This window comes from uncultured Amnibacterium sp., assembly GCF_964250715.1.
Taxonomy (GTDB): Bacteria; Actinomycetota; Actinomycetes; order Actinomycetales; family Microbacteriaceae; genus Amnibacterium.
The window spans coordinates 82,155-105,197 of sequence record NZ_CAXUGX010000001.1; the positions used below are offsets into that span (position 1 = coordinate 82,155).

Sequence of the window (23,043 nt, forward strand, 5' to 3'; positions counted from 1 at the left end):
GCGGTGCGGTCAGCCGAGGTGCGGGCCGAGCAGGGCTGTGTCGGCGGGGCCGAGTCGGTCGGCGGCGGTGTTCGCCTGGTGCCAGTGGGGGTAGCGCAGCGGCTCCACGCTGACCGCGTCCAGGCGGGCCAGCTCGTCGGCGGTCAGTTCGAGATCGGCGGCGGCGAGGTTGTCGGCCAGCTGCTGCTCCGTGCGCGCGCCGACGATCACCGAGGTGACGGCCGGCTTCGCGATCGTGTATGCCAGCGACACCTGCGCGGCCGAGACGCCGTGCGACTCCGCGATCTCGACGAGCACATCGATCGTGTTGTACAGGCGGTCCTCGTCGTTGACGGGCGGCTCGTTCCAGCCCTCGAAGCGGCGCGTTCCCTCCGGTGCGTCCTGCCCGCGGCGGTACTTGCCGGTCAGCAGGCCGCCGGCCAGCGGACTCCAGACCAGGATGCCGAGGCCCTGGTCGATGGACACCGGCACCAGCTCGCTCTCCGCGTCCCGCGACTGCAGCGAGTAATAGATCTGCTGGCTGACGAAACGCGGCAGGTGCTCGCGCTCCGCGGTCCAGAGCGCCTTCACCAGCTGCCAGCCGGCGTAGTTGGAGGCGCCGACGTACCGCACCTTGCCGGAGCGGACCAGGTCGTCGAGCGCCCCGAGCGTCTCGTCGAGCGGCGTCTGGCCGTCCCACTCGTGCACCTGGTACAGGTCGATGTGGTCGGTGCCGAGGCGCCGCAGGCTGTCCTCTGCCCCGCGGATGATGTGGTGGCGCGAGAGCCCGGCGTCGTTCGGCCCGTCGCCCATCGGCATGCGCACCTTGGTCGCAATCAGCACGTCGTCGCGGTCGACGCCGAGCGCCTTGCCCAGGATCTCCTCCGAGCGGCCGGCGGAGTAGACGTCGGCGGTGTCGAAGAGGTTGACCCCGGCTGCGCGGGCCAGATCGATCTGCCGCCGTGCGCCGTCCACGTCGATGCTGCCGACCGGCTTGGCCCAGCCCTCACCGCCGAATCCCATGGTGCCGAGGGTGATCGTGGATACGCGGAGGCCGGAGCGGCCCAGTTGCCGATACTGCATGGTTCGACCCTAGATCCGCGGTCCTGGGGGTGAGCAGTCCCCGACTATGGAGGCCCACCCCGACTACGGAGCCCACCCCACCTACGGAGTTCCGTCCCAACTACGGAGCCGAGTACACAAGTACGGAGGATCCGGCCCCGAATACGGCGTGTCGCCCAGGATCTCCGTAGTTGCGCGGGATCTCCGTAGTTGGGGAGGGTGGTCGTGGAGGAGGAGCCGAACCGGAACCGGCTCGGTCGGCGGCGCTCAGCGGCGGCGGACCGCGTCGGCCATCCGCTGCACCGCGTCGATCAGGATCGGCCGGGGCGTGGCGAAGACGAAGCGCACGTGGCCCTCGCCCGCCTCGCCGCACGCGGCGCCGTCGGTCATGGCCACCCCGGCCTCGCGCAGGAAGAAGTCCGCCGCGGGTTCGCTCAGGCCGAGCGCCCGCACGTCCAGCCACGCGATGTACGTGCCCTCGATCGGCAGCATCGACACCTGGGGCAGCAGGTCGGCAAGCCGGTCGCGCAGCGTGCGCCGGTTGCCGTCGAGGTACTGCAGCACCCCGTCCAGCCACTCGCCGCCCTCGCGGTACGCCGCGATGTTGCTGAGCACACCCGGCGTGCTGGCCCCGTGCGTCGACCACATGCCGATCTGCTCGAAGCGGGCCTGGTCCTCGTCGTTGTGCAGGATCAGTTGCGCGCATTTCAGCCCGGGCAGGTTGAAGGCCTTCGAGACACTCGTCGCGGTCACCGTGTGCCGCGCAGCCTCGGGGGAGACGGAGGCGTAGGGCACGTGCCGCGTCTCGCCGTAGACGAGCGGCGCGTGGATCTCGTCGGCGAACACCCGACCGCCGTGCGCCTCCACCACCGCTGACAGCGCCAGCAGTTCGTCGCGGGTCAGCACCCGGCCGATCGGGTTCCACGGGTTGCAGAGCAGTACCAGGTCGCCGCCCGCGGCGAACGCGGCCGCCAGGGCGTTGAGGTCCAGCTCCGAACGCCCGTCGCGCACGGTGCACGGGACCTGGATCACCTCGCGGCCGAGCGCGCCGGGCAGGGTGAGGAACGGCATGTACGCGGGCGTGGGCACGATCACGGGCGCGCCCGGCGCGGAGAAGTGCCGGATGGCCAGCTCGGCGCCCGCCAGCACGTCCGGCAGCGGGTGCACGCGCGCGGGATCCACACCCACCCCGTACCGGTCGGCGTACCAGGCGGTCGTCGCAGCGGCCAGTTCCCCCGTGAGCGCCCTCGGCAGGTAGCCGGTCGCGCCCCGGTCCACCGCCTGCACGAGCGACTCCCGCACTGCCGGGGCGAGCCCGAAGTCCATCTCGGCGACGAAAGCGCCGATCGCGTCGGGGAACGCGGTCCACTTGGCGCTGCCGGCTGCGACGAGCTGCTCGCGCGTGATCGCGTCGAAGGACGCGTGCAGTGCGCTCAGATCCATGTCGTCGACCACATGTGGATGTGCCAGAACCAGTACGGCGTCTGCATGCCGTTCGTCAGTGGGTAGAAGAAGACGCTCACCAACACGATGGCGGCCAGCAGCCCCGTGACGATGCCGCGACGCACCCGCAGACCGTGATTCCGCTCCGCCACCACTATCTCTCTTTCGCCGAACGCAGCTTCACCGAACGCAGCCTCGCCGGCCAGGTCGGAGGCGGGCGGCCGCACCACCATCAACCCGATCGTGGCGGCCAGGCAGAGGATCAGGTACGGCTCGAAGGCGATCGAGTAGAAGAAGAAGATCGTGCGCTTCGGGTACAGCAGCCACGGCAGGTAGCCGCCCACGTAGCCGAGCAGGATGATGCCGCCCTGCCACTCCCGCCGCCGGACGAACCGCACGATCAGGTAGATGGTCGCGGCGATCCCCGCGTACCAGAGCAGTGGATTGGGGATGTCCAGGATCGCTGCGATGCAGCTGCCGTACTGGCAGCCGTGCCCGCCGGCGACCGAGGCGCCGTCGGAGTAAATGGAGGTCGGCCGGGCGATCAGCGGCCAGAGGATCGCGGGTGCGGAGTAGTTGTGCGGGCTGTCGAGCCCGATATGGAAGGCGTAGATACTCGCGTGCCAGGCCCACAGGTTCTGCAGCGGCAGTGGGACCCAGGCCAGCAGACCGGTGAATCTGGCCGTTGCGCCGTCCTCGACGGCGTGGCGATCCCACCCGCCGTTCGTGACGAACCAGCCGGTCCAGCACACGAGATAGGCGACCACGGCGACGGGGATCGTCACGAGCACGGTCGCCCAGGCCTGCTTCAGCAGCGTCGCGCTGTACCAGAAGCGGATGCCGGCCCGGCGGCGCAGCATCATGTCCGACGCGATGCTGTAGAGCACGAACGCCGCCAGAAAGTAGAGGCCGGACCACTTCACGCCGGTGCAGAGCCCGGTCAGCACGCCGACGCCCAGCAGCCACGGCCGCCACAGCATGGTCGGGCCCCAGCCGCCGGCGTCTCCGTCGTGGTCCATCAGCCAGCGGCCGAACCGGCGTTCCACCCAGAAGCGGTCCTCGATCAGGCAGGCGAAGGCCGCCAGCGCGAAGAACATGACCATGTTGTCGAGCAGCGACACCCGGGACATGACGATCGCCTGCGTGTCGATCGCGAACAGCCCGCCGGCGACGGTGGTGACCAGGGCATTCCGGAACAGGCGGTGCGCCACGACCATCAGCAGGGCGACCGCCAGCACGCCGACGATCGCGACGGACAGCCGCCAGCCGGCCGAGTTCTGCGCGCCGCCGGCCGCGAGTTCGCCCAGGCCGATGATCCATTTGCCGAGCGGCGGATGCGCCACATACTCGGCGGAGGCGGAGAACCCGTTCACCTGTCCGGACTGGAACAGCGCGTTCGCATCGGCTGCCAGCCAGCTGCCTTCGTAGCCCAGGTGCACCAGGCTCCAGGCGTCCTTGACGTAGTAGGTCTCGTCGAAGTTCAGGGTGCCGGGCGCGCCGAGCGACCAGAAGCGGGCCAGTGCCGCCACGACGAGCACGCCGAGGGGTCCGGCCCACCGCAGCGAACCGTTCGTCGGCGCCGCATGCCGGCCCGAGCCGCCCGGAACCCGCACACGGCGACGCACCCGCGGGCGGGCGCGCCGGCGCACGCCGAGGACCGCGGTCCCGGAGGCGGGCGCCGAGGTGCTGGGCTGGGCGGCTGGAGCCACCGCGCCAGCCTAAGGTCGACCTCCGGCGCCGCCCGCGCGACTGCTCGCCCGGCTGCGAGGATGCCTCCCGTGTTGATCCTCGCCGGCACCCCGATCGGCAACCTGGGCGATGCGAGCGCACGGCTGCTCGCGACGCTGGAGGCCGCGACGGTGCTCGCAGCGGAGGACACCCGGGTCGCGCACCGCCTGCTCGCCGGCCTGCACATCCTCAACCGCCCCCGGCTCGTGATCGTGAACGAGCAGACGGAGCGGGGTCGCGCCGCCGAGCTGGTGCACCTCGCCGCCGACGGCGACCTCGTGCTGGTGACCGATGCGGGCATGCCGACGGTGTCCGATCCCGGCTACGCGCTGGTCCGCGCCTGCGTCGACGCGGGCGTCACGGTCAGCTCGGTGCCCGGCCCCTCCGCAGTACTCACGGCTCTGGCAGTCTCGGGCCTGCCCACCGACCGGTTCGTCTTCGACGGGTTCGCGCCGCGCCGGGCGGGCGATCGCATGCGGTATCTGGCCGCCGTGGCGCGCGAGCCGCGCACGACGGTGCTGTTCGAGTCCCCGAATCGGCTGGCTGCCCTGTTGCAGGCGATGGCCGAGGCGTTCGATCCGCAGCGCCGCGTGGTCGTCTGCCGCGAGCTGACCAAGCTGTACGAGGAGGTGCGGCGCGGCTCGGCGGCCGAGTTGGCGGAGTGGGCGGCCGGCGGTGTGCGCGGCGAGATCGTCGTGCTGGTCGAAGGGGCGCCGGCGTCGGTCGCGTCGCTCGAGGACGGCCTCGCGGCGGTGCAACGCCTGCTGGCCACGGGCACAGGGATGAAGCAGGCGGCGGCCGAAGTGGCCGAGGCGACGGGTCTCGCCAAGCACGACCTCTACGAGGCGGCGCTCGCGGCCAAGCACCGCTGACCGCCGCGGTCCTGGTCCTGCCAGAGTCGCATCGTGATGATTCCGGGAGAGCACGAGCGGATCCGCGAGGCGCTTGACGACGCCGACGACGTTGCCTTCGATGAGGCGATGGCGGAGGAGGGGCCCAGCATCCCCTGGGCACAGGTCAAGGCCGACCTCGGCTGGGGGTAGGACACTGCTGGAGATCCGACACCGACGCCAGCGGCGGACGCCCAGGGGCGCTCGCGCACACTCGACCCCGGTCGATGAGGATCGGCGACGATCGATGACGGGCTTCAGGAGGGTCGGCGGATGCGCGCGGTGCGGTTCACGGAGTACGGCGGCACGGACGTGCTGCAGGTCGTCGAGGTCGAGACGCCGTCGCCCGGTGAGGGCGAGGTGCTGGTGCGGGTGGTCGTCGCCGGGCTGAACCCGGGCGAGGCCGGGATCCGCTCCGGCGCGATGCAGCAGATGTTCCCCGCCGTGTTCCCGGAGGGCGAGGGCAGCGACCTGGCCGGCGTCGTCGAGGCCGTCGGACCGGGCGTGACGGGCGTGGCGGTGGGCGACGCCGTGCTCGCCGTCTCGGACGGGCGCAATGCGCAGGCGGAGTTCGCCGTCGTGCCGGCCGACCGGGTGGTGCCGAAGCCCGACGGGCTGGGCTGGGCGGTGGCCGGATCGCTCGGGGTCGCCGGCCTGACGGCCGTGGCGATGATCGCCGCGGTGAAGCCGGTCGCCGGTGAGACGGTCGTGGTCACGGGTGCCGCGGGCGGCGTCGGCACCCTGGCCACCCAGCTGGCCGTGCGGACCGGCGCCACCGTCATCGCCATCGCGAGCGCCGCGCACCACGAGCAGCTGCGGGTGTGGGGCGCGCTGCCGCTCGCGTACGGCGACGACATGGCGGATTCGATCGTCGCGCTGGCCCCGGACGGCGTCGACGGGATGCTCGACACGTACGGTCACGGCTACGTCGACCTGGCGCTGGGCCTCGGGGTGCCGAAGGACCGCATCGACACGATCATCGACTTCGAGGCCGCAGAGCGCACCGGCGTCGCCGCCGACGGCCAAGCGACCGTCGAGCACCCCGCCGCCGCGCTCACCGAGCTGGCGGGCCTGCTGGCGACCGGCGATCTGGAGCAGCCGATCAAGGGCCGATTCCCCCTCGACGCGGTGGCGGAGGCGTACCAGCAGTTGGAGCAGCGGCACGGCCTGGGCAAGATGGTGCTGGAGGTCTCCCAGCCCTAGAGCGAGGTCCGGCGTCTGACCGGATATGAGCGATCTGTCAGTGCGCGCGCATGGGCAGATCGCGCGGATCTGGGCAGAAGGTCAGCCGAAGGCGGCGTCGATCGGCGCACCTGCCCGCGGTTCGGCAGCGCAGTAGTCGTACCCCAGCAGCCGTGCGATCGTCGCCGCGATGCCGTCGTTGGTCGCCTGCTCATCCGCCGCCTCGCCGGCCGCCGGCGTGTCCGGGCCGAGGAATGCCAGCCACGTCGCCTCGGAGCCGGGCGTGTCCGTCCCATGATCGGTCCACCGCGGCCCGTCGCCGCGCCCGTGGTCGCAGGTCAGGATCAGCGTGGTGGTGTCCCGGTACTGCGGCAGCAGTTGCAGTATCGCCCAGAGTTCGCCGACGGCCGCGTCCCACCGGCGGGTCGACTGCAGGTAGCGGCCGTAGTCGCCGTGGTGCGCCCATTCGTCGGGCTCGCCCAAGCCCAGGAAGGTGAGCCGCGGCCCGTTCGCCGCGATCCACTCCAGGGCTGTACGGAACGTGAGCGGGTCGTACGGCTCGTCCGCCCAGCCCCGCGGCAACTCCGCCTTCAACCGGTTCAGCAGCGCGATCCCGCTCGTCGTCCGCCCCTCCGTCAGCGGGTCGTACCCGACGTTCACCGCGAATGGCGCGCGGCCCTCGTGGAACACCTCTCCGATGCCGTCCCAGGCGCCGAACACGCCGATCTCGCCCCGCCGCCAGTCGGGCTGCCGTGCGAGCCACTCGAACACCGTCACGTTCGGGTTGGGTCCGTGCTCGTTGTCCACGATCGCCGGGCCCACGAAGCCGCACAGCGTCTCGCTGTAGCCCGGATAGGAGAGGTTGCGCCCGTTGGTCACGGCGCAGCGGGAGCCGAGGTCGTGGTTGCCGAGCACCGTGCCCTGCCGGGCCACGACCGACCACAGGAACGGCAGCAGCGCCTCGCGTCTCGCCGCGGGCGTCACGCCGCCGAACGCACGCCGCACCTGCTCCTGCTCGTCCTCGCCCGGCATGCCCGCCTCCGGTACGTCCGCCTCCGGCACGCCCGCCAACAGGCGCGGGTCGGCGCCCCGGAACACCTCCTGCCACCGCACGCCGTCCACCATCATCAGCACGACGTTGCGGGTGCGGAGCGGCGGGGCCGGCGGAGTAGGCAGGGCTCCTGACATCACGAGCGCGGAGGCTAGTGAGGGCTTGAGAACGCCGGTCGAACGCCGATCGAACGCCGGTCGTCATCGAACCGCGGCGTCCTCCGGCGCGCCGGTACGATCGACGGATGCCCGAAGGCCGGTCGTTCTTCATCACCACGCCGATCTTCTATCCCTCCGACGTGCCCCACATCGGCCACGGCTACACCGAGGTGGCCGCCGACGTCCTGGCGCGCTGGCACCGGCAGGCCGGCGACGACACCTGGCTGCTGACGGGCACCGACGAGCACGGCCAGAAGATGCTGCGCACCGCCACGGCCAACGACATGGGGCCGCGGGAATGGGCCGACCGGCTGGTCACGGAGGCGTGGCTGCCGCTGCTCGACACGCTCGACGTGGCGAACGACGACTTCATCCGCACCACCCAGCAGCGACACGAGTCGGGTGTCGCCGCGTTCGTGCAGAAGCTGTACGACGCCGGCTTCATCGAGGCCGGCGACTACCAGGGCTACTACTGCGTCGGCTGCGAGGAGTACAAGCAGCCGAACGAGCTGCTGCCCGGCACCGGCCAGTACGACGGCCAGCTGGTCTGCGCCATCCACTCCATCCCCGTCGAACTGCTCGCCGAGCGCAACTACTTCTTCCGGATGAGCCAGTTCACCGACGCGCTGCTGAAGTTGTACGAGGAGCGGCCCGACTTCGTCCAGCCGGAGTCCGCCCGAAACGAGGTGGTGCAGTTCGTGCGGCGGGGGTTGGAGGACCTCTCCATCTCGCGTTCCAGCTTCGACTGGGGCGTGCCCGTGCCGTGGGACGAGCGGCACGTGGTCTACGTGTGGTTCGACGCGCTGCTCAACTACATCACCGCCGTGGGATACGACTCCGACCCGGAGACGCTGCAGCGCCGCTGGCCCGCCGTGCACCTGGTGGGCAAGGACATCCTGCGCTTCCACGCGGTCATCTGGCCGGCGATGCTGATGGCCGCCGGGCTGGAGGTGCCGCGGCAGGTCTTCGCGCACGGCTGGCTGCTGGTGGGCGGCGAGAAGATGTCCAAGTCCAAGCTGACCGGCATCGCGCCGAACGAGATCACCGACGTGTTCGGGTCCGATGCCTTCCGGTACTACTTCATGCGCGCCATCCCCTTCGGGCAGGACGGCACCTTCTCGTGGGAGGACCTGGCCGCGCGGTACCAGGCCGAGCTGGCGAACGGGTTCGGCAACCTGGCGTCCCGGGTGATCGCGATGATCGGGCGGTACCGGGAGGGTCTGGTACCGGAGGCGACCGAGTCGAGCGAGCGCGACCTGGGCGTGCAGGCGGTGGTGCGCGATGCAGCGGCCCACGCCGATGCGGCGATCGATCGGATGGCGCCGCACGAGGCGATCGCCGCGATCTGGCGCATCGTGGAGGAGTTGAACGGCTATCTGACGCTGGAGGAGCCATGGACGCTCGCCAAGCAGCCCGACTCCGCGGCACGGCTCGACGCCGTGCTCGCGACGGCGGCGGAGGGACTGCGCGCGCTCGCCGTGCTGCTCTCGCCGGTGCTGCCCGAGGCGACCGCACGGTTGTGGGAGGCGCTCGGCGCGCAGGCGGCGCTCGGATCGCTGACCGACCAGCCGATCCGGCAGGCCGGGCAGTGGGGCCAGCTGCCGGCCGGCACTCACGTGGGGACGCTCGCGCCGCTCTTCCCGCGCATCGAGGCCGACGTGCTCAGTGCCTGAGCGTGCCGGCGCCGATGCCTGACCGTGCGGATGTCTGACTGTGCCGATGTCTGACCTCGCCGATGCCTGACCTCTCCTACCCACCCCTGCCGCAGGCGCTGCGCGTGCCCGTCTACGACAACCACACGCACCTCGATCCCTCCTCCGCCGCCGGTTTCGGACTCGACGGCCAGGGGCTGGACTGGCGCGAGCAGCTCGACCGCGCGTCGTCGGTCGGCGTCCGGGGCGTCGTGCAGGTCGGTACCGACCTCGCGTCCAGCCGCTGGTCGGCCGAGGCGGCGGCAGCGGAGCCGCGGATGCTCGCCGCGGTGGCGCTGCATCCGAACGAGGTGCCGGCGCTCGCCGCGTCCGGCGAGCTGGATGCGGCGCTCGCCGAGATCGACGAACTGGCTGGCAGGCCCCGCGTGCGGGCGATCGGCGAGACCGGCCTCGACTACTTCCGCACCGACGAGACGGGGCGCCCCGCTCAGATCGAGTCGTTCGAGGCGCACATCGCGATCGCGAAGCGGCGCGGCCTGGCCCTGCAGATCCACGACCGCGACGCGCACGACGACGTGGTCGCCACGCTGCTGCGGGTCGGGGCGCCGGAGCGCACGGTCTTCCACTGCTTCTCCGGCGACCCCGAGCTGGCGCGTCTGGCCGCGCAGCACGGCTGGTACTGCTCCTTCGCCGGCACCATCACCTTCAAGAACGCCCAGAGCCTCCGGGACGCCCTCGTCGTGCTGCCCCAGCAGCGGGTGCTCGTGGAGACCGACGCGCCCTACCTGGCGCCGATGCCCGTCCGCGGCCGGCCGAACGCCCCCTATCTGATCCCGCACACCCTGCGCTTCATGGCGGACGTGCTGGGCACGGACGCTTCGATGCTCGCCGCGACCATCACCTCCAACACCGAGGCCGTCTACGGCTCGTGGGACGCGGAGGCGCCGACCCAGTCCGCCCCGCCCCGCGGCGACGGCACCGAGTAACCCGAGCCCTCATCCGCCCCCAGGCACGAGCGCGATAGCAGGACAGGGTCCCTTGAGCAGGTTCCCGGTCGACGGCGGACCTGCTGTCGGGACGTGGACCTGTTGTTGTGCTCCGGCGCTCGGCGGGTGTCCAAGCGGGGAACGCCAGACTGCTGGGCGTGGTAACGACGCGCACCGCGACCCGGCTGACGGATGTCTGCACCTTCCACGGCGAGGGGCCGTTCTGGGATCCGGTGGGCGGCCGCCTGCTGCTCGTCGACATGCTCGCCGGAGCCGTCGTGCAGGTGCACGCCGACCGATCGACGACGCGTCACCCCGTCGATCGCATCGCCGCGGTGATCCGCAGCCGGGCAAGCGGCGGATTCGTTGTCGGCGTCGAGCGCGGGTTCCGATTCTTGGACGAGCACCTGCACCCGGTCGGCGATGCGATCACCGTGTTCGACGACCCGACGCTGCGCATGAACGAGGGCGGATGCGACCCGCTCGGACGCTTCCTCTGCGGCGCGATGGCCTACGACCAGACCCAGGGTGCAGGCACGCTCTTCCGCCTGGACGCGGACCACTCGGTGCGGCCGGTGCTGACGGACGTGACCATCTCCAACGGCCTGCAGTGGAGCGCCGACGGTCGCACCGCCTTCTACGTCGACACGCCCACTCGGCGGATCGACGCGTTCGACGTCGATCCCGGCGACGGCGCGTTCAGCAACCGGCGACCGTTCGTGTCGCTGCCGGATTCGCTGGACGGCAATCCCGACGGGCTGGCGATCGACGCGGACGACGGCCTGTGGGTCGCGCTCTACGGCGGCAGCGCGGTACACCACTACGACACCGCGGGCGTGCTGCAGGACGTCGTGCAGGTGCCGGCCAGCCATATCACCGCGTGCGCATTCGGCGGCCCCGACCTGGACGCCCTGTTCATCACCACGTCACTCGAAGGTCTCGAGCCCGACGCGGAGCCCGACGCCGGTGCCGTCTTCACGGTCGACCCGGGTGTGCGGGGCGCACCCCTGCACACCTACGCGGGGTGAGGTCGCGTCGAGCCCGCGTCGATCGGCGGGCCTGCGGGCCGATCTCACGCATGTTCGCAGACCGTGAACACCCGGCGACGGGCACACTGGACGCATGGTCACCGACGACAACTCCGATTCCTCCGCCCGCCCTACCCCACCTCTCTCACCCGCACCCCACCCCGCCGCACCCCGCAAGACCGCGGTGGTCGGCTCCGGTTACATGGGCGGCGGCATCGCCCAGCGGCTCGCGCTCTCGGGCGCGTCCGTCCTGATCGCCGACGTGTCCGCCGAGATCGCGCGCAGCAACCTGGAGCGCCTGATCGCCGAGTCGGACCAGTTCGTGACCGACGGCCTGTTCCCTGCCGGTGCGACCGAGACGATCCGGGCCAACATGACGGCAGCGGAGTCGATCGAGGCGGCGGTCGCCGACGCCGACTTCATCGAGGAGGCGGTGCCGGAGCGCACCGAGATCAAGCGCGAGACGCTGCGCCGTATCAGTGCCGCGGCGAAACCCGACGCCATCATCGGCAGCAACACCTCGACGATCCTGATCGGCTCCCTCGCGTCGGTGGTCGAGAATCCGGGCCGGTTCCTGGGCGTGCACTTCAGCAATCCGGCGCCGTTCATCCCGGGGGTCGAGATCATCGCCCACGACGCCACCGACCCGCACGCGATCGAGGTGGCCGAGGCCGTCGTCGCAGCGACCGGCAAGGAGTCCGCCCGCGTCAAGGACGTCACCGGGTTCGTCCTGAACCGGCTGCAGTACGCCCTGTTCAGCGAGGCGACCCAACTGGTGGACGAGGGCGTCGCCACCCCGCAGGACATCGACACCGTCGTGCGCACGACCTTCGGCTTCCGGCTGCCGTTCTTCGGTCCGTTCGCGATCGCCGACATGGCCGGGCTCGACGTCTACGCCCTCGGGTACGCCTCCATGCAGACGGACTTCCCGGAGCGGTTCGCGACGCCGGCCATCCTGCAGCAGCACGTGGATGCGGGGGAGTACGGCACCAAGTCCGGCGGCGGCTTCTACGGCGTCGGCCCCGAGCGCACGCCCGAACTGGTCGCGTACCGCAATCGCGCCTACGTGGCGATGTCCAAGCTGCTGGCCGAGCTGGGCCCCGCTCCGCTCTGAGGCCGAGCGCCCGAACGACCTGCAGCCGCCTCGTGGTAGACCGAGAGGCGCCCCACCCGAGTGCCCGGCCCGAGTGCCCGGCCCGAGTGCCCGACCCGAGTGCCCGACCCGAGAGCCCGACCCGAGTGCTCGAACAGATGAAGGAGCGACCATGGCGGACGAGCCGATCGACCTGAGCGCCGGAGTCGCGCTGGCGGACATCCCCGCGGACGGCACGCTGGCTGCCCAGTTGGACGGTGCGCAGCTGATGCTCGCCCGCTGGACCGACGCCACGGGCCGCGAGCACGTCAGCGCCCTCGACGCGATCTGCACCCACTCCGGAGCGAAGCTGCCCACCGGCATCCGCACCGGCGACACCGTGCACTGCCCCTTCCACCACGCCTGCTTCGACCTGCGCACCGGCGAGGCCACGGTCGCTCCGGCGTACAAGCCGCTGAAGCGCTGGCAGGCGGACATCGACGGTGACACGGTGCACGTGCGCGACGCGGCGCCCGAGGACGAGCCGGCCCTGCGGGAGGCGGCCGACTCCGGAACGGCGGAGTCAGGACCGCTGCCGGGCACACCGGAGCGGGTCGAGAACCTGCGAGGCGTCGAGCGCGTCGTCGTGGTCGGCGGGGGCGCCGCGGGCTTCGCGACCGTGGAGCGCCTGCGTCGGGCCGCGTACACGGGTGCGATCACGCTGGTCAGCGGCGAGCCGCACCTGCCCATCGACCGCACCCTGCTCTCCAAGGGGTACCTGGACGGCAGCGCGGAGGCGAGCAAGCTGCCGCTGCTGCCCGACGACTGGTACGCCGCCCACGACGTGGACGCCCGGATCGGCGTGCACGCCACCGCGATCGACACCGCGGAGCGCATCGTCACCCTCGACTCCGGCGCCGAGGTCGGCTACGACGCCCTCGTGCTCGCGACCGGTGCCACCCCGGCCCGGCCTGAGTTGCCGGGCTTCGATCGCGATGACGCCTTCGTGCTGCGCGGTCAGCAGGACGCGCAGGCGATCATCGCGGCAGCGCAGTCCGTGGCATCGGAGGCGGCGGGGTCGGGGGCGAAGCGGGTGATCGTGGTCGGCTCCGGCTTCATCGGCCTGGAGGTCGCCGCAGCCATGCGCACCCGAAAGGTGGCGGTGACCGTGGTCAGCCGCTCCGAACTGCCCCTCGCCCGTCAGCTGGGCGCCGACCTGGCGGGCCTCGTCAAGTCGCTGCACGAGGAGCAGGGCGTCGAATTCGTCACCGGCTCGCCCGCGTCGTGGGACGGGGCTGTGCTCGAACTGGAGGACGGCGGCACGGTCCACGGCGACCTGATCGTGGTCGGCCTGGGCGTCTCACCGAACACCGAGCTGGCCGAAGCCGCGGGGCTGCCGGTGACCGACGGCGTGGTGGTCGACGCATACGGCGAGACGACCGTGCGCGGGGTGTTCGCCGCCGGCGACATCGCCCGCTTCCCCGACCCCGTGACCGGACGCCTGATCCGCGTGGAGCACTGGGCGCAGGCCGAGCGCGCCGGGGCGCTTGCCGCGATCAACCTGCTGGGCGGCCAGGAGCCCCTGACGGAGCCGCCGTTCTTCTGGAGCAAGCACTACAGCACCAGCCTGCGCATGGCCGGCCACGCGGAGTCCGTGGAGGACGCCGAGGTGGAAGGATCGACGGCCGAGAAGAGCGCCGTCGTCCGCTTCACCGAGCAGGGCCGCGTGACAGCGATCGCGGGCGTCGGCCAGGACCGCCGGGTACTGGAGTTGGAGGAGGAGCTGCTCCGCCAGCCCGCTGGGGCGTAGAGCGGGGCCGGGGTTCTGCCTCAGGCGCCAGCAGGCGCTTCAGGCGATCGCGTCGCGGATCAGCTCCGGCTGCGTCGGGCCGTCCAGCCAGAAGTGCGTCTGCAGCCGCGCCAGCTCGTCGAGGTTGCCGGCGGCACAAGGTCGCTGAAGGTCGACCCTTCCGTCCACGGGGTCTCGCCGTACCCGCGGCGGTCGTACGCGACCACGCGGAACCCATCACCGTTCAGCCGGTCCGCGACCCCGGTCCACGCCCGCGGTCGGCGACCGCCGCGTGGCAGCCGGCGCCGTCCCGGTCAACCCGACCGCGCCGCTCCTAGCTCTGTGCGCGGAGAATGGTCCTCGACGGCCGCAGCGAGGTTGCAGCGGGGTGGCGGGGCGGTGGCAGAGCCAGACGCGGTCCGCGATCCAGACGGACTCGCGATCTGATGACGAGGAGGGGTGTGCCCGAGGCCGACGCAGACCTGCTCGCCCACGACGGCCGGCTGCCGGACGCGACGCTCCTGGCCGACTTCACCGCCGCGTATCGCGGACCGCACGATCCTCGTGATGCGCTCGCCTGGCTATTCCACCCGTCGTCGATCGGCCCGTCGGGTGTGCCGTCACCGTCGGCGCAGCTGGCACCGCTGCGCGAGCGCCTGTACCGGCCCGACGTCACCGCGGCGGAGCGGAAGCACTTCGATCAAGCGTCGGCCCGGGTGCAGGCCGACGCGCAGCAGGCGGCCGATGCGCTGCGGACGGCCCTCGCTCGTTCGAGGCCGCTTCCGGATGCCGAGCAGCCGGACCCGCTCCCGATCGCGCCGGACCGAACCGGCGGTCGGCGCCGCGGATCGACCTGGGGAGTGGTGGTGGCCGGCCTCGTCGTCGCGGTCGGCGTTGCCCTGGTCCTGCTGCCCCGGTCGGCGGACGCCCCGACCGGCTCCGCCTCGCCCGTTCCGCGCCTGTCGCCGCTACCGCCGGGGGTCGTCGGCTCGGCACCGCTCGCCTTCGTCGGCTCCGCGGCTCAGCGCCGCAGCGACCGGCAGGACCTGGCCGCGCTCTTCGCACCCGGCAGCACGCACACCATCGGCGACTATCTCTTCGCGCACCGCACATCGCTGACCGGCGCGATCCGCACGGACAGCATCGCCGTGGATCACCGCGGCCGCGGCCCCGCAGTCGTGTCGCTGCTCGGAATCGACGGAGGGGGCGGGCCGGGCAACGTGAGCGTGCTGCTCACGTGCGCCAAGCCGGCCGCCTACTCCTGGACTCTCACGACCGATACCCCCGAGGGTGACCGCTCCCGGATCGGGCGCAGCAGCGGTGCAAATTGCTCGGGTGCCCTGATCACGTCGTCGTTCGTTCCGGCGCACCTGCTGATTCCCACCTCGATCACGATCCAGGTGCCCGAGGATGTGGACTACCTGCTCGAGGTCGACCTCAGCCAGTACTGAGAACGAACGCAGTCCTGAGAACGAACGCAGTCCTGACAGAACGAACGCCGCCCCGACGCGGTGTGCGTCGAGGCGGCGTCCTGTGGAGATGCTGCGCTTCTGGGCGGGTCAGCCCTTCTTCGCGAGTGCCTCCAGCGTCGGGTCGGGCGCGTACGCCTCCACCGCGTTCTCCTTGGTGACCAGCACCGGGGAGAGCTCGACGGCCGGGACGACCTTGACGCCGTTGTTGTTCTGCTTCGCGTCGATGACCACGTTGGACGGCTTCGCGCCGCTGGCCAGCTCCTTGATCAGCGTGACGGCGGCGTTGGCCTCGTCGGTCGTGTTCTTGAAGATGGTCGAGTACTGCGTGCCGTTCATGATGAGCGGGATCGACGCGGTCTCGGAGTCCTGACCGGTCACGACCGGGTTGGGCTTGCCCGCGGCCTTGGTGGCCGTCAGGATCGCGCGACCCAGAGTGTCGTTCGGCGACAGGACGCCGTCGATCTTCGTCTTCGAGTAGTGCGCCGTCAGCAGGTTCGTCATGCGGGTCTGCGCGTTCTGCGGCAGCCAGCCCTGGGTGTCGACCTGGTTGAACTTGGTCTGACCCGAGGCGACCTTCAGGGTGCCGTCATCGATCTTCGGCTGCAGCACGCTCATCGCGCCCTTGAAGAAGATGCCGGCGTTGGAGTCGTCCGGTGAGCCGGCGAACAGCTCGACGTTCCAGGGCTTGGTGCCCTTCAACTTGGCGAGGCCGTCGAGCAGCGCCTGACCCTGCAGCTCACCCACGTGGTAGTTGTTGAACGCGACGTAGTAGTCGACGTTCGGCGTGTTGGTGAGCAGACGGTCCCAGGCGATCACGACGATGCCGGCCTTCTTGGCCGCCGCGACCTGCGAGCCGAGCTGGCTGCCGTCCGCCGCACCGATGACGATGACCTTGTCGCCCTTGGTCGTCATGGCCGTGACCTGCTGCTGCTGGTCGGGCACGGGGCTCGTGGCGTTCGCGTACTGCACGTCGGGCTTGAAGCCGGCGGCCGTGATGGCCTTCGTGAAGGCGGCACCGGCGAGCACCCAGTTCTGGCTGGTCTTTGCGGGGAGCGCCACACCGATTGTGGAACCCGCCGGGATGGCTGCGGCTGCGGATGCGCTGCCGGACGGCGCTGCGGAACCGGAGGTTCCAGAGCTGCTGCCACTGCGCGCGGAGCAACCGGACAGCATTGCCACGGAGAGGGCGATCGCGCCGACCCCGAGGAGGATCTTCTTCTTTTGCATCTGTGTACTTTCTGTTGTGGAGCGGCCCGAATGCGTTGCGGCCTGTTGTGTGGTGCGGGCGGGACGGGTGCGTCCCGGGTATCACTGCGGCGGACGTGAGCCCGACGCGGCGAGGTCTTCGGAGGTGGTCGCCGTCGTTCCGACGGTCGGCTGGTCGACGATCGAGCGCGGCGTGTCGTCACCGGGCGGGCGGCGCAGACCGCCGAGCAGCCTGCCGGTGAGAGAGGGGCGGCCCTGCGTCTTGCTGTAGACGTCGAACGCCACGGCGACGAGCAGTACCAGGCCGCGGACGATCTGCACGATGTTCGAGTTGGTGCCGACGAGCGAGAGCCCGTTCGTCAGGAATGCGAGCACGAGTCCGCCGATGATGGAGGCGGTCACAGTGCCGACGCCGCCGGCTACCGCGGCGCCGCCGACGAAGACGGCGGCGATCGCGTCGAGCTCCCAGCCCAGGCCGTCGGCCGGCCCGGACGCGGTCGCGTTGGCGATGAACACCATGCCGGCGATCGAGGCGAGCACCGACATGTTGAACATCACGAAGAAGTTGATGCGGCGTGCCGAGACGCCCGACAGCACGGCAGCGTTCGAGTTGCCACCGACGGCGTAGATCTGCCGGCCGAGGATCGTGTTCTGCGTCAGGAAGCCGTAGAGCAGCACGAGGACGCCGAGGATCAGCGCGACGATCGGCACGCTGGTCCCGACGGGGCCCGCGGCGAACTCGTAGGTGACGGCGATCGCCACGGCGCTGAACACGACGACCCGGACGACCGAGCCCCACACGGGCAGCACGTTCGCCTGCATCCGCTCGCGGCGGCGGCGGGCACGGACCTCGCGAACCACGATCGCGACCACCGCGAGGATGCCGAGGATCACGGTGCCGTTGCTGAACGGGGTCGAGGGGCCGAAGTCCGGAATGAATCCGTTGCCGATGAACTGGTACCCGGCGGGCACCGGGATCGAGATCGAGTTGCCGATCACCTGGTTCACGCCGCGGAAGATCAGCTGCCCGGCCAGCGTGACGATGAATGCGGGAACCCGTACGAAGGCCACCCAGAAGCCCTGCCAGGCGCCGATCGCGGCACCGACGAGCAGGCCCAGAACGATCGCGAGCGGCACCGGGACGCCGCCCGCCATGGCCTGCGCCACGACGATGCCGGTGGTGGCCGCCACCGAGCCGACGGACAGGTCGATGTGGCCGGCGATGATCACCTGCACCATTCCGATCGCCAGGATCAGGATGTAGGAGTAGGCCAGGAACACGTTGATGACGTTCGTCGGCAGGATCGTCTGGCCGCCGGTGAGTGCGGAGAAGATGATCAGGATCGCCACGAGCGCGATGATCATGCCGGCCTGGCCGGCGCCGGAGCTGTTCGCGTTGCCGAACAGTCGCTGCAGGGTCTTCATCGCGCTCCCACTTTCTTGACGTTGGCGGTCATGCTGCGCATGAGGATCTCCGGATCGGCGCGGTCGGCCGTGATCTCGTCGGTGATGGTGCCCTCGAAGATCGTGTAGATCCGGTCGGAGATGCCGAGCAGCTCGGGCAGCTCGGAGGAGATGAGGATGATCCCCTTCCCCTGTGCCGCGAGCTGCTGGATGATCCCGTAGATCTCGAACTTGGCGCCCACGTCGATGCCCCGGGTCGGCTCGTCGAGGATCAGCAGGTCGGGGTCGGTGAACATCCACTTGGACAGGACGACCTTCTGCTGGTTGCCGCCGGACAACTTGGAGATGCCCTCCTCCACGCTCGTCGCCTTGGTGCGCAGCAGCTTGCGGTACCGCTCGGAGACCTCGTACTCCTGCGCCTGATCGACGACACCGCCGCGCGAGATGCGGCGCAGATCGGCCGATACGGTGGTGCGCTTGATCGTGTCGAGCAGGTTGAGTCCCAGCGCCTTGCGGTCCTCGCTCACGTAGCCGATGCCGTTGCGGATCGCGTTCTGGACGGTGTTGGTCTTGATCTCCTTGCCGTCCTTCAGCACCGTGCCCGAGAGCACCGTGCCGTAGGAGTGCCCGAACAGGCTCATGGCGAGCTCGGTGCGGCCGGCTCCCATCAGCCCGGCGAAGCCGACGATCTCGCCGCGTCGCACCGTGAAGTTGGAGTGCTTCGCCACCAGTCGGGTCGGGTCGACGGGGTGCTGCACGGTCCAGTCGCGGACCTCGAAGAACGTCTCGCCGATGTGCGGCTCGCGGTCGGGGAACCGGCTCTCGAGCGACCGGCCGACCATCCCGCGGATGATCCGGTCTTCGTCGACGCCGCCGGCGGACACGTCGAGCGTCTCGATGGTGCGGCCGTCGCGCAGGATCGTGATGTTGTCGGCGACCTGCTCGATCTCGTTCAGCTTGTGGCTGATCATGATCGAGGTCACGCCGCGGCCCTTCAGCCCGACGATCAGGTCGAGCAGGTGCTGCGACTCCGCCTCGTTCAACGCCGCGGTCGGCTCGTCGAGGATCAGCAGCTTGACGTCCTTGTTCAGCGCCTTCGCGATCTCGACCAGCTGCTGCTTGCCGACGCCGAGCGACTTGATCTGGCTGTCGGGGTTCTCGTTGAGCCCGACCCGGGCGAGCAGCTCGCGGGCGCGCATCTGCGCTCCGGTCCAGTCGATGATGCCGAATCGTGCGGGCTCGTTGCCGAGGAAGATGTTCTCGGTGATGGACAGCTCGGGGATGAGCGCGAGCTCCTGATGGATGATCGCGATACCGGCGGCCTCGGACTGCTTGATGCCCGAGAAGTGCTGCACCTCGGCCTGATAGACGATGTCGCCGTCGTAGGTGCCGAACGGGTAGACCCCGGACAGCACCTTCATCAGGGTGGACTTGCCGGCGCCGTTCTCGCCGCAGATCGCGTGGATCTCGCCTGCTGCGACCTTCAGGTTGACGTCCGCGAGCGCTTTGACGCCCGGGAACTCCTTGGTGATCGAGCGCATCTCGAGAAGGATCGGTCCACCCGGCACCACGCACTCGTTCCTTCGACCCTATGAACCCTGTGTCTGATCAACACTGCCTTGATCAAGCTGCCCGATCAGGCACTGATCGGGCACGCCGACGGTGGCGGGGGTCGAATCGACGCCGGTGTCGGTGTGGGACATGTGACCGGTCACATGCCGAACGAGATACTACGACCTCCGTGCGCACGCAGTGCAACCACGACGCGATCGTGACCAGCGACTGTGTCCGATTCGTTAGCGAACGAACCGTTTCACCGGCGGGCCGGCCCGATCGACCTGCGTGGCGGGGCGGTCGACGCGCGGACGATCAGGTCCACGGCCGGTTCCGTCTCTGCATCGAGCGCGTCGTGCACCGGATCGCTGGCCCCGTCGAGCAGGCGGGCCACGCAGCGCCTGCCGAGCGAGGCGAAGTCCTGCCGCACCGTCGTCAGCGGCGGTGCGAAGTGCGCCGCCTCCGGCATGTCGTCGAAGCCCACGATGCTCAGGTCCTCGGGTACGCGCAGTCCCATCTCCAGGGCGGCATGCATCAAGCCGAGCGCCATCTGGTCGTTCGCGGTGAAGAACGCGGTCGCGTCGCGCCACCGCAGCAGCTCGCGGCCCGCTCGATAGCCGAAGTCGGCTGTCCAGTCGCCGAGGACCGGAGCGAGCAGCGGCAGGTCGCGATCGGAGACCTCCAGCAGGAAGCCCTGCATGCGGGCCTCGGCCTCGATCCAGTCCCGCGGTCCGGCCAGATGGCGGATGTGGCGGTGGCCGAGGTCGAGCAGGTGGCGGGTCGCGAGCCGGGCGCCGCTGATCTCGTCGACCGACAGCGCGTTCTGCGACCCCGGCATGGAGCGCAGGGTCACGTGCGGCACGTCCAGCTGCAGATCCGCGATCACCTCGAACACTCGTTGCTGCGGAGCGATGACGACGAGCCCCTCGATGTCCTGGCTCATCAGATGGGCGAGGGCGTCGGTGATGGCCGGCCTGCCCGGGGAGGCGACGGATGCTGTGGTCACGTAGTAGCCGCGCTCGCGGGCCGCCTGCTCGATGGCCTGGATACTGCGCGCCGGACCGTAGTGTCCGCGGATCGAACTGAGCACGCCGAGGGTCTTCGACCGGCTGGTGACCAGCGTGCGCGCGGCGCGGTTCGGATGGTACGAGAGCTCCGCCATCACCGCGAGCACTTTCTCGCGGGTCTCGTCACGAATGCTCTCGGACTTGTTCAGCACCCGCGACACGGTCTGGTGCGAGACGCCCGCGGCCCGCGCCACGTCCCGGATGCTCGGCGCACGCGCCGGCTTGACCGGGGACGGGTCCATCTGCGGCAGTCCTTCACATCCGGTGCCCGGCGTGCCCGGGATCGGTGCTCATTATGGGCGACGGCGGGCGGCTCCTTTCCACCTGCTGCGCGAGGGCGCACCTACCGTGCACGCGGGGGCCCTCGGGTGGGAGGCGGTACCGTCCACCTCGTGCCGCGTGCCTCCGGAACCCGCGCCGGCGCGGAGTGGGGCCGATGACCGTCGAGCCCCGGCTGCTGACGCCCGCGGACGTCCGGCGCCTCGCCGCCGGGCTGGGGCTCACTCCCGCGAAGCGCCTCGGGCAGAACTTCGTGCACGACGGCAACACCGTGCGGCGCATCGTCCGGCTCGCCGGCGTCGCACCCGCGGACATCGTGCTGGAGGTCGGGCCGGGACTCGGCTCGTTGACCCTCGGGCTGCTCGCGGCCGGCGCCTCCGTCGTCGCGATCGAGCTGGACGAACGGCTCGCGGCGCTGCTGCCCGCGACCGTCGCGGACGCCGCTGGAGTCGACGGTGGGGCACGCCTGACCGTGCTGTCCGGCGACGCGATGACGGAGCCGGTGCCCGCCGGCGTCACTCGCCTGGTCGCCAACCTGCCCTACAACGTGGCCGTACCGATCGTGCTGCGGCTGCTCGCGGATGTGCCCTCGCTTGCAAGCGGCGTGGTCATGGTGCAGGCGGAGGTGGGGGAGCGGCTGGCCGCGTCGCCCGGCTCCAAGATCTACGGCGCTCCGAGCGTCAAGGCCGCCTGGTACGGGCGCTTCGCCCTGGCCGGCACGGTGGGACGCTCGGTGTTCTGGCCGGTGCCGAACGTCGACTCCGTGCTGGTGCGCTTCGAGCGGCACGCGCCGCCGGGCGACGATCGGCTGCGGGGGGCGGTCTTCCGGCTGGTCGACGCCGCCTTTCAGCAGCGGCGCAAGACGCTGCGGCAGTCGCTCGCGAGCGTGACCGGAGGTCCGGCAGCCGCCGCTGCGCTGCTCTCGGCAGCCGGCCTCGATGCCGGCGATCGTGGCGAGCGGCTGGACGTCGGCGCCTTCACCGCGCTCGGTCGTGCCCTGCTCAGAGGGGCTCGGGAGTCGGCCAACGGCACCCCGTAACGTGTAGCCGTGGGCGCTGCAGCGAGGTCGGTGCATGTCAGGGCACCGGGCAAGGTGAACGTCTGCATGCGCGTCGGCCAGGTGCAGGCCGACGGCTACCACGACGTCGCCACCGCGTATCAGGCCGTCGCGTTGTTCGAGGAGCTGCACGCCGAGCAGGCCGACGACCTCTCCGTCGCATTCTCCGGGCCGATCGCCTCCGCCTCCCTGCCGGTGGACCGCCGCAACATCGTGCTGCGGGCCGCGCACCTGCTGCAGGCCCGCACCGGTTTCCGCGGCGGCGCCCGCATGCAGGTGGTGAAGCGGGTGCCGATCGCGGGCGGCATGGGCGGAGGCTCGGCCGATGCGGCTGCCACGCTGGTCGCTCTGGACGCGCTGTGGGGGATCGGGCTCGGCCGCGAGGAGTTGCTGTCGCTCGGCGCGGAGCTGGGGGCCGACGTGCCGTTCGCGTTGACCGGCGGCACCGCGATCGGTACGGGCCGCGGCGACAAGCTGAGCCCGGCGCTCGCGAAGGGCACGTTCCAGTGGGTGATCGCCACCGCCGAGCGGGGGATGAGCACGCCCGAGGTGTACGCGGAGCTCGACGCGCACCGTGAGCGTCACGCGGAGCTGTGCCCCACCTCGCCGCCGACGGTCGACCCGGATGTGCTGCAGGCGCTGCGCGCCGGCGAACCGCGCATGCTGGCGGAGGCGCTGCACAACGATCTGCAGGCCGCGGCGCTGCACATGCGCCCCGAGCTGGCCGCCGTGCTCGAACTCGGTGAACGCAACGGGGCGCTCGCCGGCATCGTGTCCGGCTCCGGCCCCTCCATCGCCTTCCTGGCCGCGGACCTGGACAACGCCCTCTCGCTGCAGATCGCCCTCTCTGCCGCGCGGCACACCGTGCTGCGGGCGACGGGCCCGGCCCCGGGCGCGCGCCTGATCGCCTCAGCTTGATGATCACCTCCGCCTGATCGCCTCGCCGGATCGGGTCGGCGTGAGCGAGTCGGCCTCGGCGAATCG

20 protein-coding genes are annotated in these 23,043 nt (G+C 70.9%); 11 read left to right on the forward strand and 9 right to left on the reverse strand.

Annotated features, from left to right (window positions below; genetic code table 11):
- Positions 1 to 9: 9 nt before the first annotated feature.
- The 3 genes from ACFE7H_RS00390 to ACFE7H_RS00400 all read right to left on the reverse strand — a co-directional run bounded on the left by ACFE7H_RS00390 (position 10) and on the right by ACFE7H_RS00400 (position 4,193).
- Positions 10 to 1,062 carry an aldo/keto reductase gene (locus ACFE7H_RS00390; protein ID WP_375399211.1) on the reverse strand — a complete coding sequence of 351 codons (1,053 nt, stop codon included), beginning with the start codon at positions 1,060 to 1,062 and terminating at the stop codon, positions 10 to 12.
- 246 nt (positions 1,063 to 1,308) lie between these two features.
- The gene (locus ACFE7H_RS00395) at positions 1,309 to 2,484 is read right to left on the reverse strand and encodes a MalY/PatB family protein (protein WP_375399212.1); all 1,176 of its coding nucleotides are present in this window, start codon (positions 2,482 to 2,484) and stop codon (positions 1,309 to 1,311) included.
- Complete coding sequence (locus tag ACFE7H_RS00400; protein WP_375399213.1) at positions 2,475 to 4,193, reverse strand: dolichyl-phosphate-mannose--protein mannosyltransferase; 1,719 nt, start codon at positions 4,191 to 4,193, stop codon at positions 2,475 to 2,477. The genes ACFE7H_RS00395 and ACFE7H_RS00400 overlap by 10 nt, the downstream gene beginning before the upstream one ends.
- 69 nt (positions 4,194 to 4,262) lie before the next feature.
- Here ACFE7H_RS00400 and rsmI point away from each other — a divergent pair, with 69 nt between their 5' ends.
- The 3 genes from rsmI (at position 4,263) to ACFE7H_RS00415 (ending at position 6,305) form a co-directional block, all read left to right on the forward strand.
- Complete coding sequence (gene rsmI, locus ACFE7H_RS00405) at positions 4,263 to 5,084, forward strand: 16S rRNA (cytidine(1402)-2'-O)-methyltransferase (RefSeq protein ID WP_375399214.1); 822 nt, start codon at positions 4,263 to 4,265, stop codon at positions 5,082 to 5,084.
- A gap of 33 nt (positions 5,085 to 5,117) precedes the next feature.
- The gene (locus tag ACFE7H_RS00410) at positions 5,118 to 5,255 is read left to right on the forward strand and encodes a hypothetical protein (RefSeq protein WP_375399215.1); all 138 of its coding nucleotides are present in this window, start codon (positions 5,118 to 5,120) and stop codon (positions 5,253 to 5,255) included.
- A 120-nt stretch (positions 5,256 to 5,375) separates the two neighbouring features.
- Positions 5,376 to 6,305 carry an NADP-dependent oxidoreductase gene (locus ACFE7H_RS00415; RefSeq protein ID WP_375399216.1) on the forward strand — a complete coding sequence of 310 codons (930 nt, stop codon included), beginning with the start codon at positions 5,376 to 5,378 and terminating at the stop codon, positions 6,303 to 6,305.
- An 81-nt stretch (positions 6,306 to 6,386) separates the two neighbouring features.
- Here ACFE7H_RS00415 and ACFE7H_RS00420 read toward each other — a convergent pair whose 3' ends face one another.
- Positions 6,387 to 7,475: a hypothetical protein gene (locus ACFE7H_RS00420; RefSeq protein WP_375399217.1), complete on the reverse strand. Its 1,089-nt coding sequence runs from the start codon at positions 7,473 to 7,475 to the stop codon at positions 6,387 to 6,389.
- A gap of 104 nt (positions 7,476 to 7,579) precedes the next feature.
- Between ACFE7H_RS00420 and metG the strand changes: the two genes are divergently transcribed.
- From metG to ACFE7H_RS00445, 5 genes are all read left to right on the forward strand, one after another.
- Entirely contained in the window at positions 7,580 to 9,166 is a 1,587-nt protein-coding gene (metG, locus tag ACFE7H_RS00425) for a methionine--tRNA ligase (RefSeq protein WP_375399218.1), read from the forward strand.
- Positions 9,167 to 9,228: 62 nt separating this feature from the next.
- The gene (locus ACFE7H_RS00430; RefSeq protein WP_375399219.1) at positions 9,229 to 10,131 is read left to right on the forward strand and encodes a TatD family hydrolase; all 903 of its coding nucleotides are present in this window, start codon (positions 9,229 to 9,231) and stop codon (positions 10,129 to 10,131) included.
- Positions 10,132 to 10,289: 158 nt separating this feature from the next.
- The gene (locus ACFE7H_RS00435; protein ID WP_375399220.1) at positions 10,290 to 11,159 is read left to right on the forward strand and encodes an SMP-30/gluconolactonase/LRE family protein; all 870 of its coding nucleotides are present in this window, start codon (positions 10,290 to 10,292) and stop codon (positions 11,157 to 11,159) included.
- 94 nt (positions 11,160 to 11,253) lie between these two features.
- Complete coding sequence (locus ACFE7H_RS00440; protein WP_375399221.1) at positions 11,254 to 12,273, forward strand: 3-hydroxyacyl-CoA dehydrogenase family protein; 1,020 nt, start codon at positions 11,254 to 11,256, stop codon at positions 12,271 to 12,273.
- 151 nt (positions 12,274 to 12,424) lie between these two features.
- Positions 12,425 to 14,041 carry an FAD-dependent oxidoreductase gene (locus ACFE7H_RS00445; protein WP_375399222.1) on the forward strand — a complete coding sequence of 539 codons (1,617 nt, stop codon included), beginning with the start codon at positions 12,425 to 12,427 and terminating at the stop codon, positions 14,039 to 14,041.
- Between the two features lie 39 nt (positions 14,042 to 14,080).
- Here ACFE7H_RS00445 and ACFE7H_RS00450 read toward each other — a convergent pair whose 3' ends face one another.
- Complete coding sequence (locus tag ACFE7H_RS00450; protein ID WP_375399223.1) at positions 14,081 to 14,209, reverse strand: hypothetical protein; 129 nt, start codon at positions 14,207 to 14,209, stop codon at positions 14,081 to 14,083.
- 272 nt (positions 14,210 to 14,481) lie between these two features.
- Between ACFE7H_RS00450 and ACFE7H_RS00455 the strand changes: the two genes are divergently transcribed.
- Complete coding sequence (locus ACFE7H_RS00455; RefSeq protein WP_375399224.1) at positions 14,482 to 15,471, forward strand: hypothetical protein; 990 nt, start codon at positions 14,482 to 14,484, stop codon at positions 15,469 to 15,471.
- Positions 15,472 to 15,579: 108 nt separating this feature from the next.
- Here ACFE7H_RS00455 and ACFE7H_RS00460 read toward each other — a convergent pair whose 3' ends face one another.
- From ACFE7H_RS00460 to ACFE7H_RS00475, 4 genes are all read right to left on the reverse strand, one after another.
- A complete protein-coding gene (locus ACFE7H_RS00460; RefSeq protein ID WP_375399225.1) occupies positions 15,580 to 16,719 on the reverse strand; it encodes a substrate-binding domain-containing protein in 1,140 nt (379 codons plus the stop codon).
- A gap of 81 nt (positions 16,720 to 16,800) precedes the next feature.
- On the reverse strand, positions 16,801 to 18,123 hold the full coding sequence (locus ACFE7H_RS00465; RefSeq protein ID WP_375399226.1) for a sugar ABC transporter permease: 1,323 nt from the start codon (positions 18,121 to 18,123) through the stop codon (positions 16,801 to 16,803).
- Entirely contained in the window at positions 18,120 to 19,643 is a 1,524-nt protein-coding gene (gene mmsA / locus ACFE7H_RS00470; protein WP_375399227.1) for a multiple monosaccharide ABC transporter ATP-binding protein, read from the reverse strand. Before mmsA ends, ACFE7H_RS00465 begins: the two co-directional genes overlap by 4 nt.
- A gap of 272 nt (positions 19,644 to 19,915) precedes the next feature.
- The gene (locus tag ACFE7H_RS00475; RefSeq protein WP_375399228.1) at positions 19,916 to 20,965 is read right to left on the reverse strand and encodes a LacI family DNA-binding transcriptional regulator; all 1,050 of its coding nucleotides are present in this window, start codon (positions 20,963 to 20,965) and stop codon (positions 19,916 to 19,918) included.
- Between the two features lie 194 nt (positions 20,966 to 21,159).
- On the opposite strand from ACFE7H_RS00475, the gene rsmA reads away from it, so the two are divergent.
- Positions 21,160 to 22,041 (forward strand): 16S rRNA (adenine(1518)-N(6)/adenine(1519)-N(6))-dimethyltransferase RsmA, encoded by an 882-nt coding sequence (gene rsmA / locus ACFE7H_RS00480; RefSeq protein ID WP_375399229.1) that lies wholly within the window; start codon positions 21,160 to 21,162, stop codon positions 22,039 to 22,041.
- 9 nt (positions 22,042 to 22,050) lie between these two features.
- Complete coding sequence (locus tag ACFE7H_RS00485) at positions 22,051 to 22,977, forward strand: 4-(cytidine 5'-diphospho)-2-C-methyl-D-erythritol kinase (protein WP_375399230.1); 927 nt, start codon at positions 22,051 to 22,053, stop codon at positions 22,975 to 22,977.
- The last annotated feature ends 66 nt before the right edge of the window (positions 22,978 to 23,043 follow it).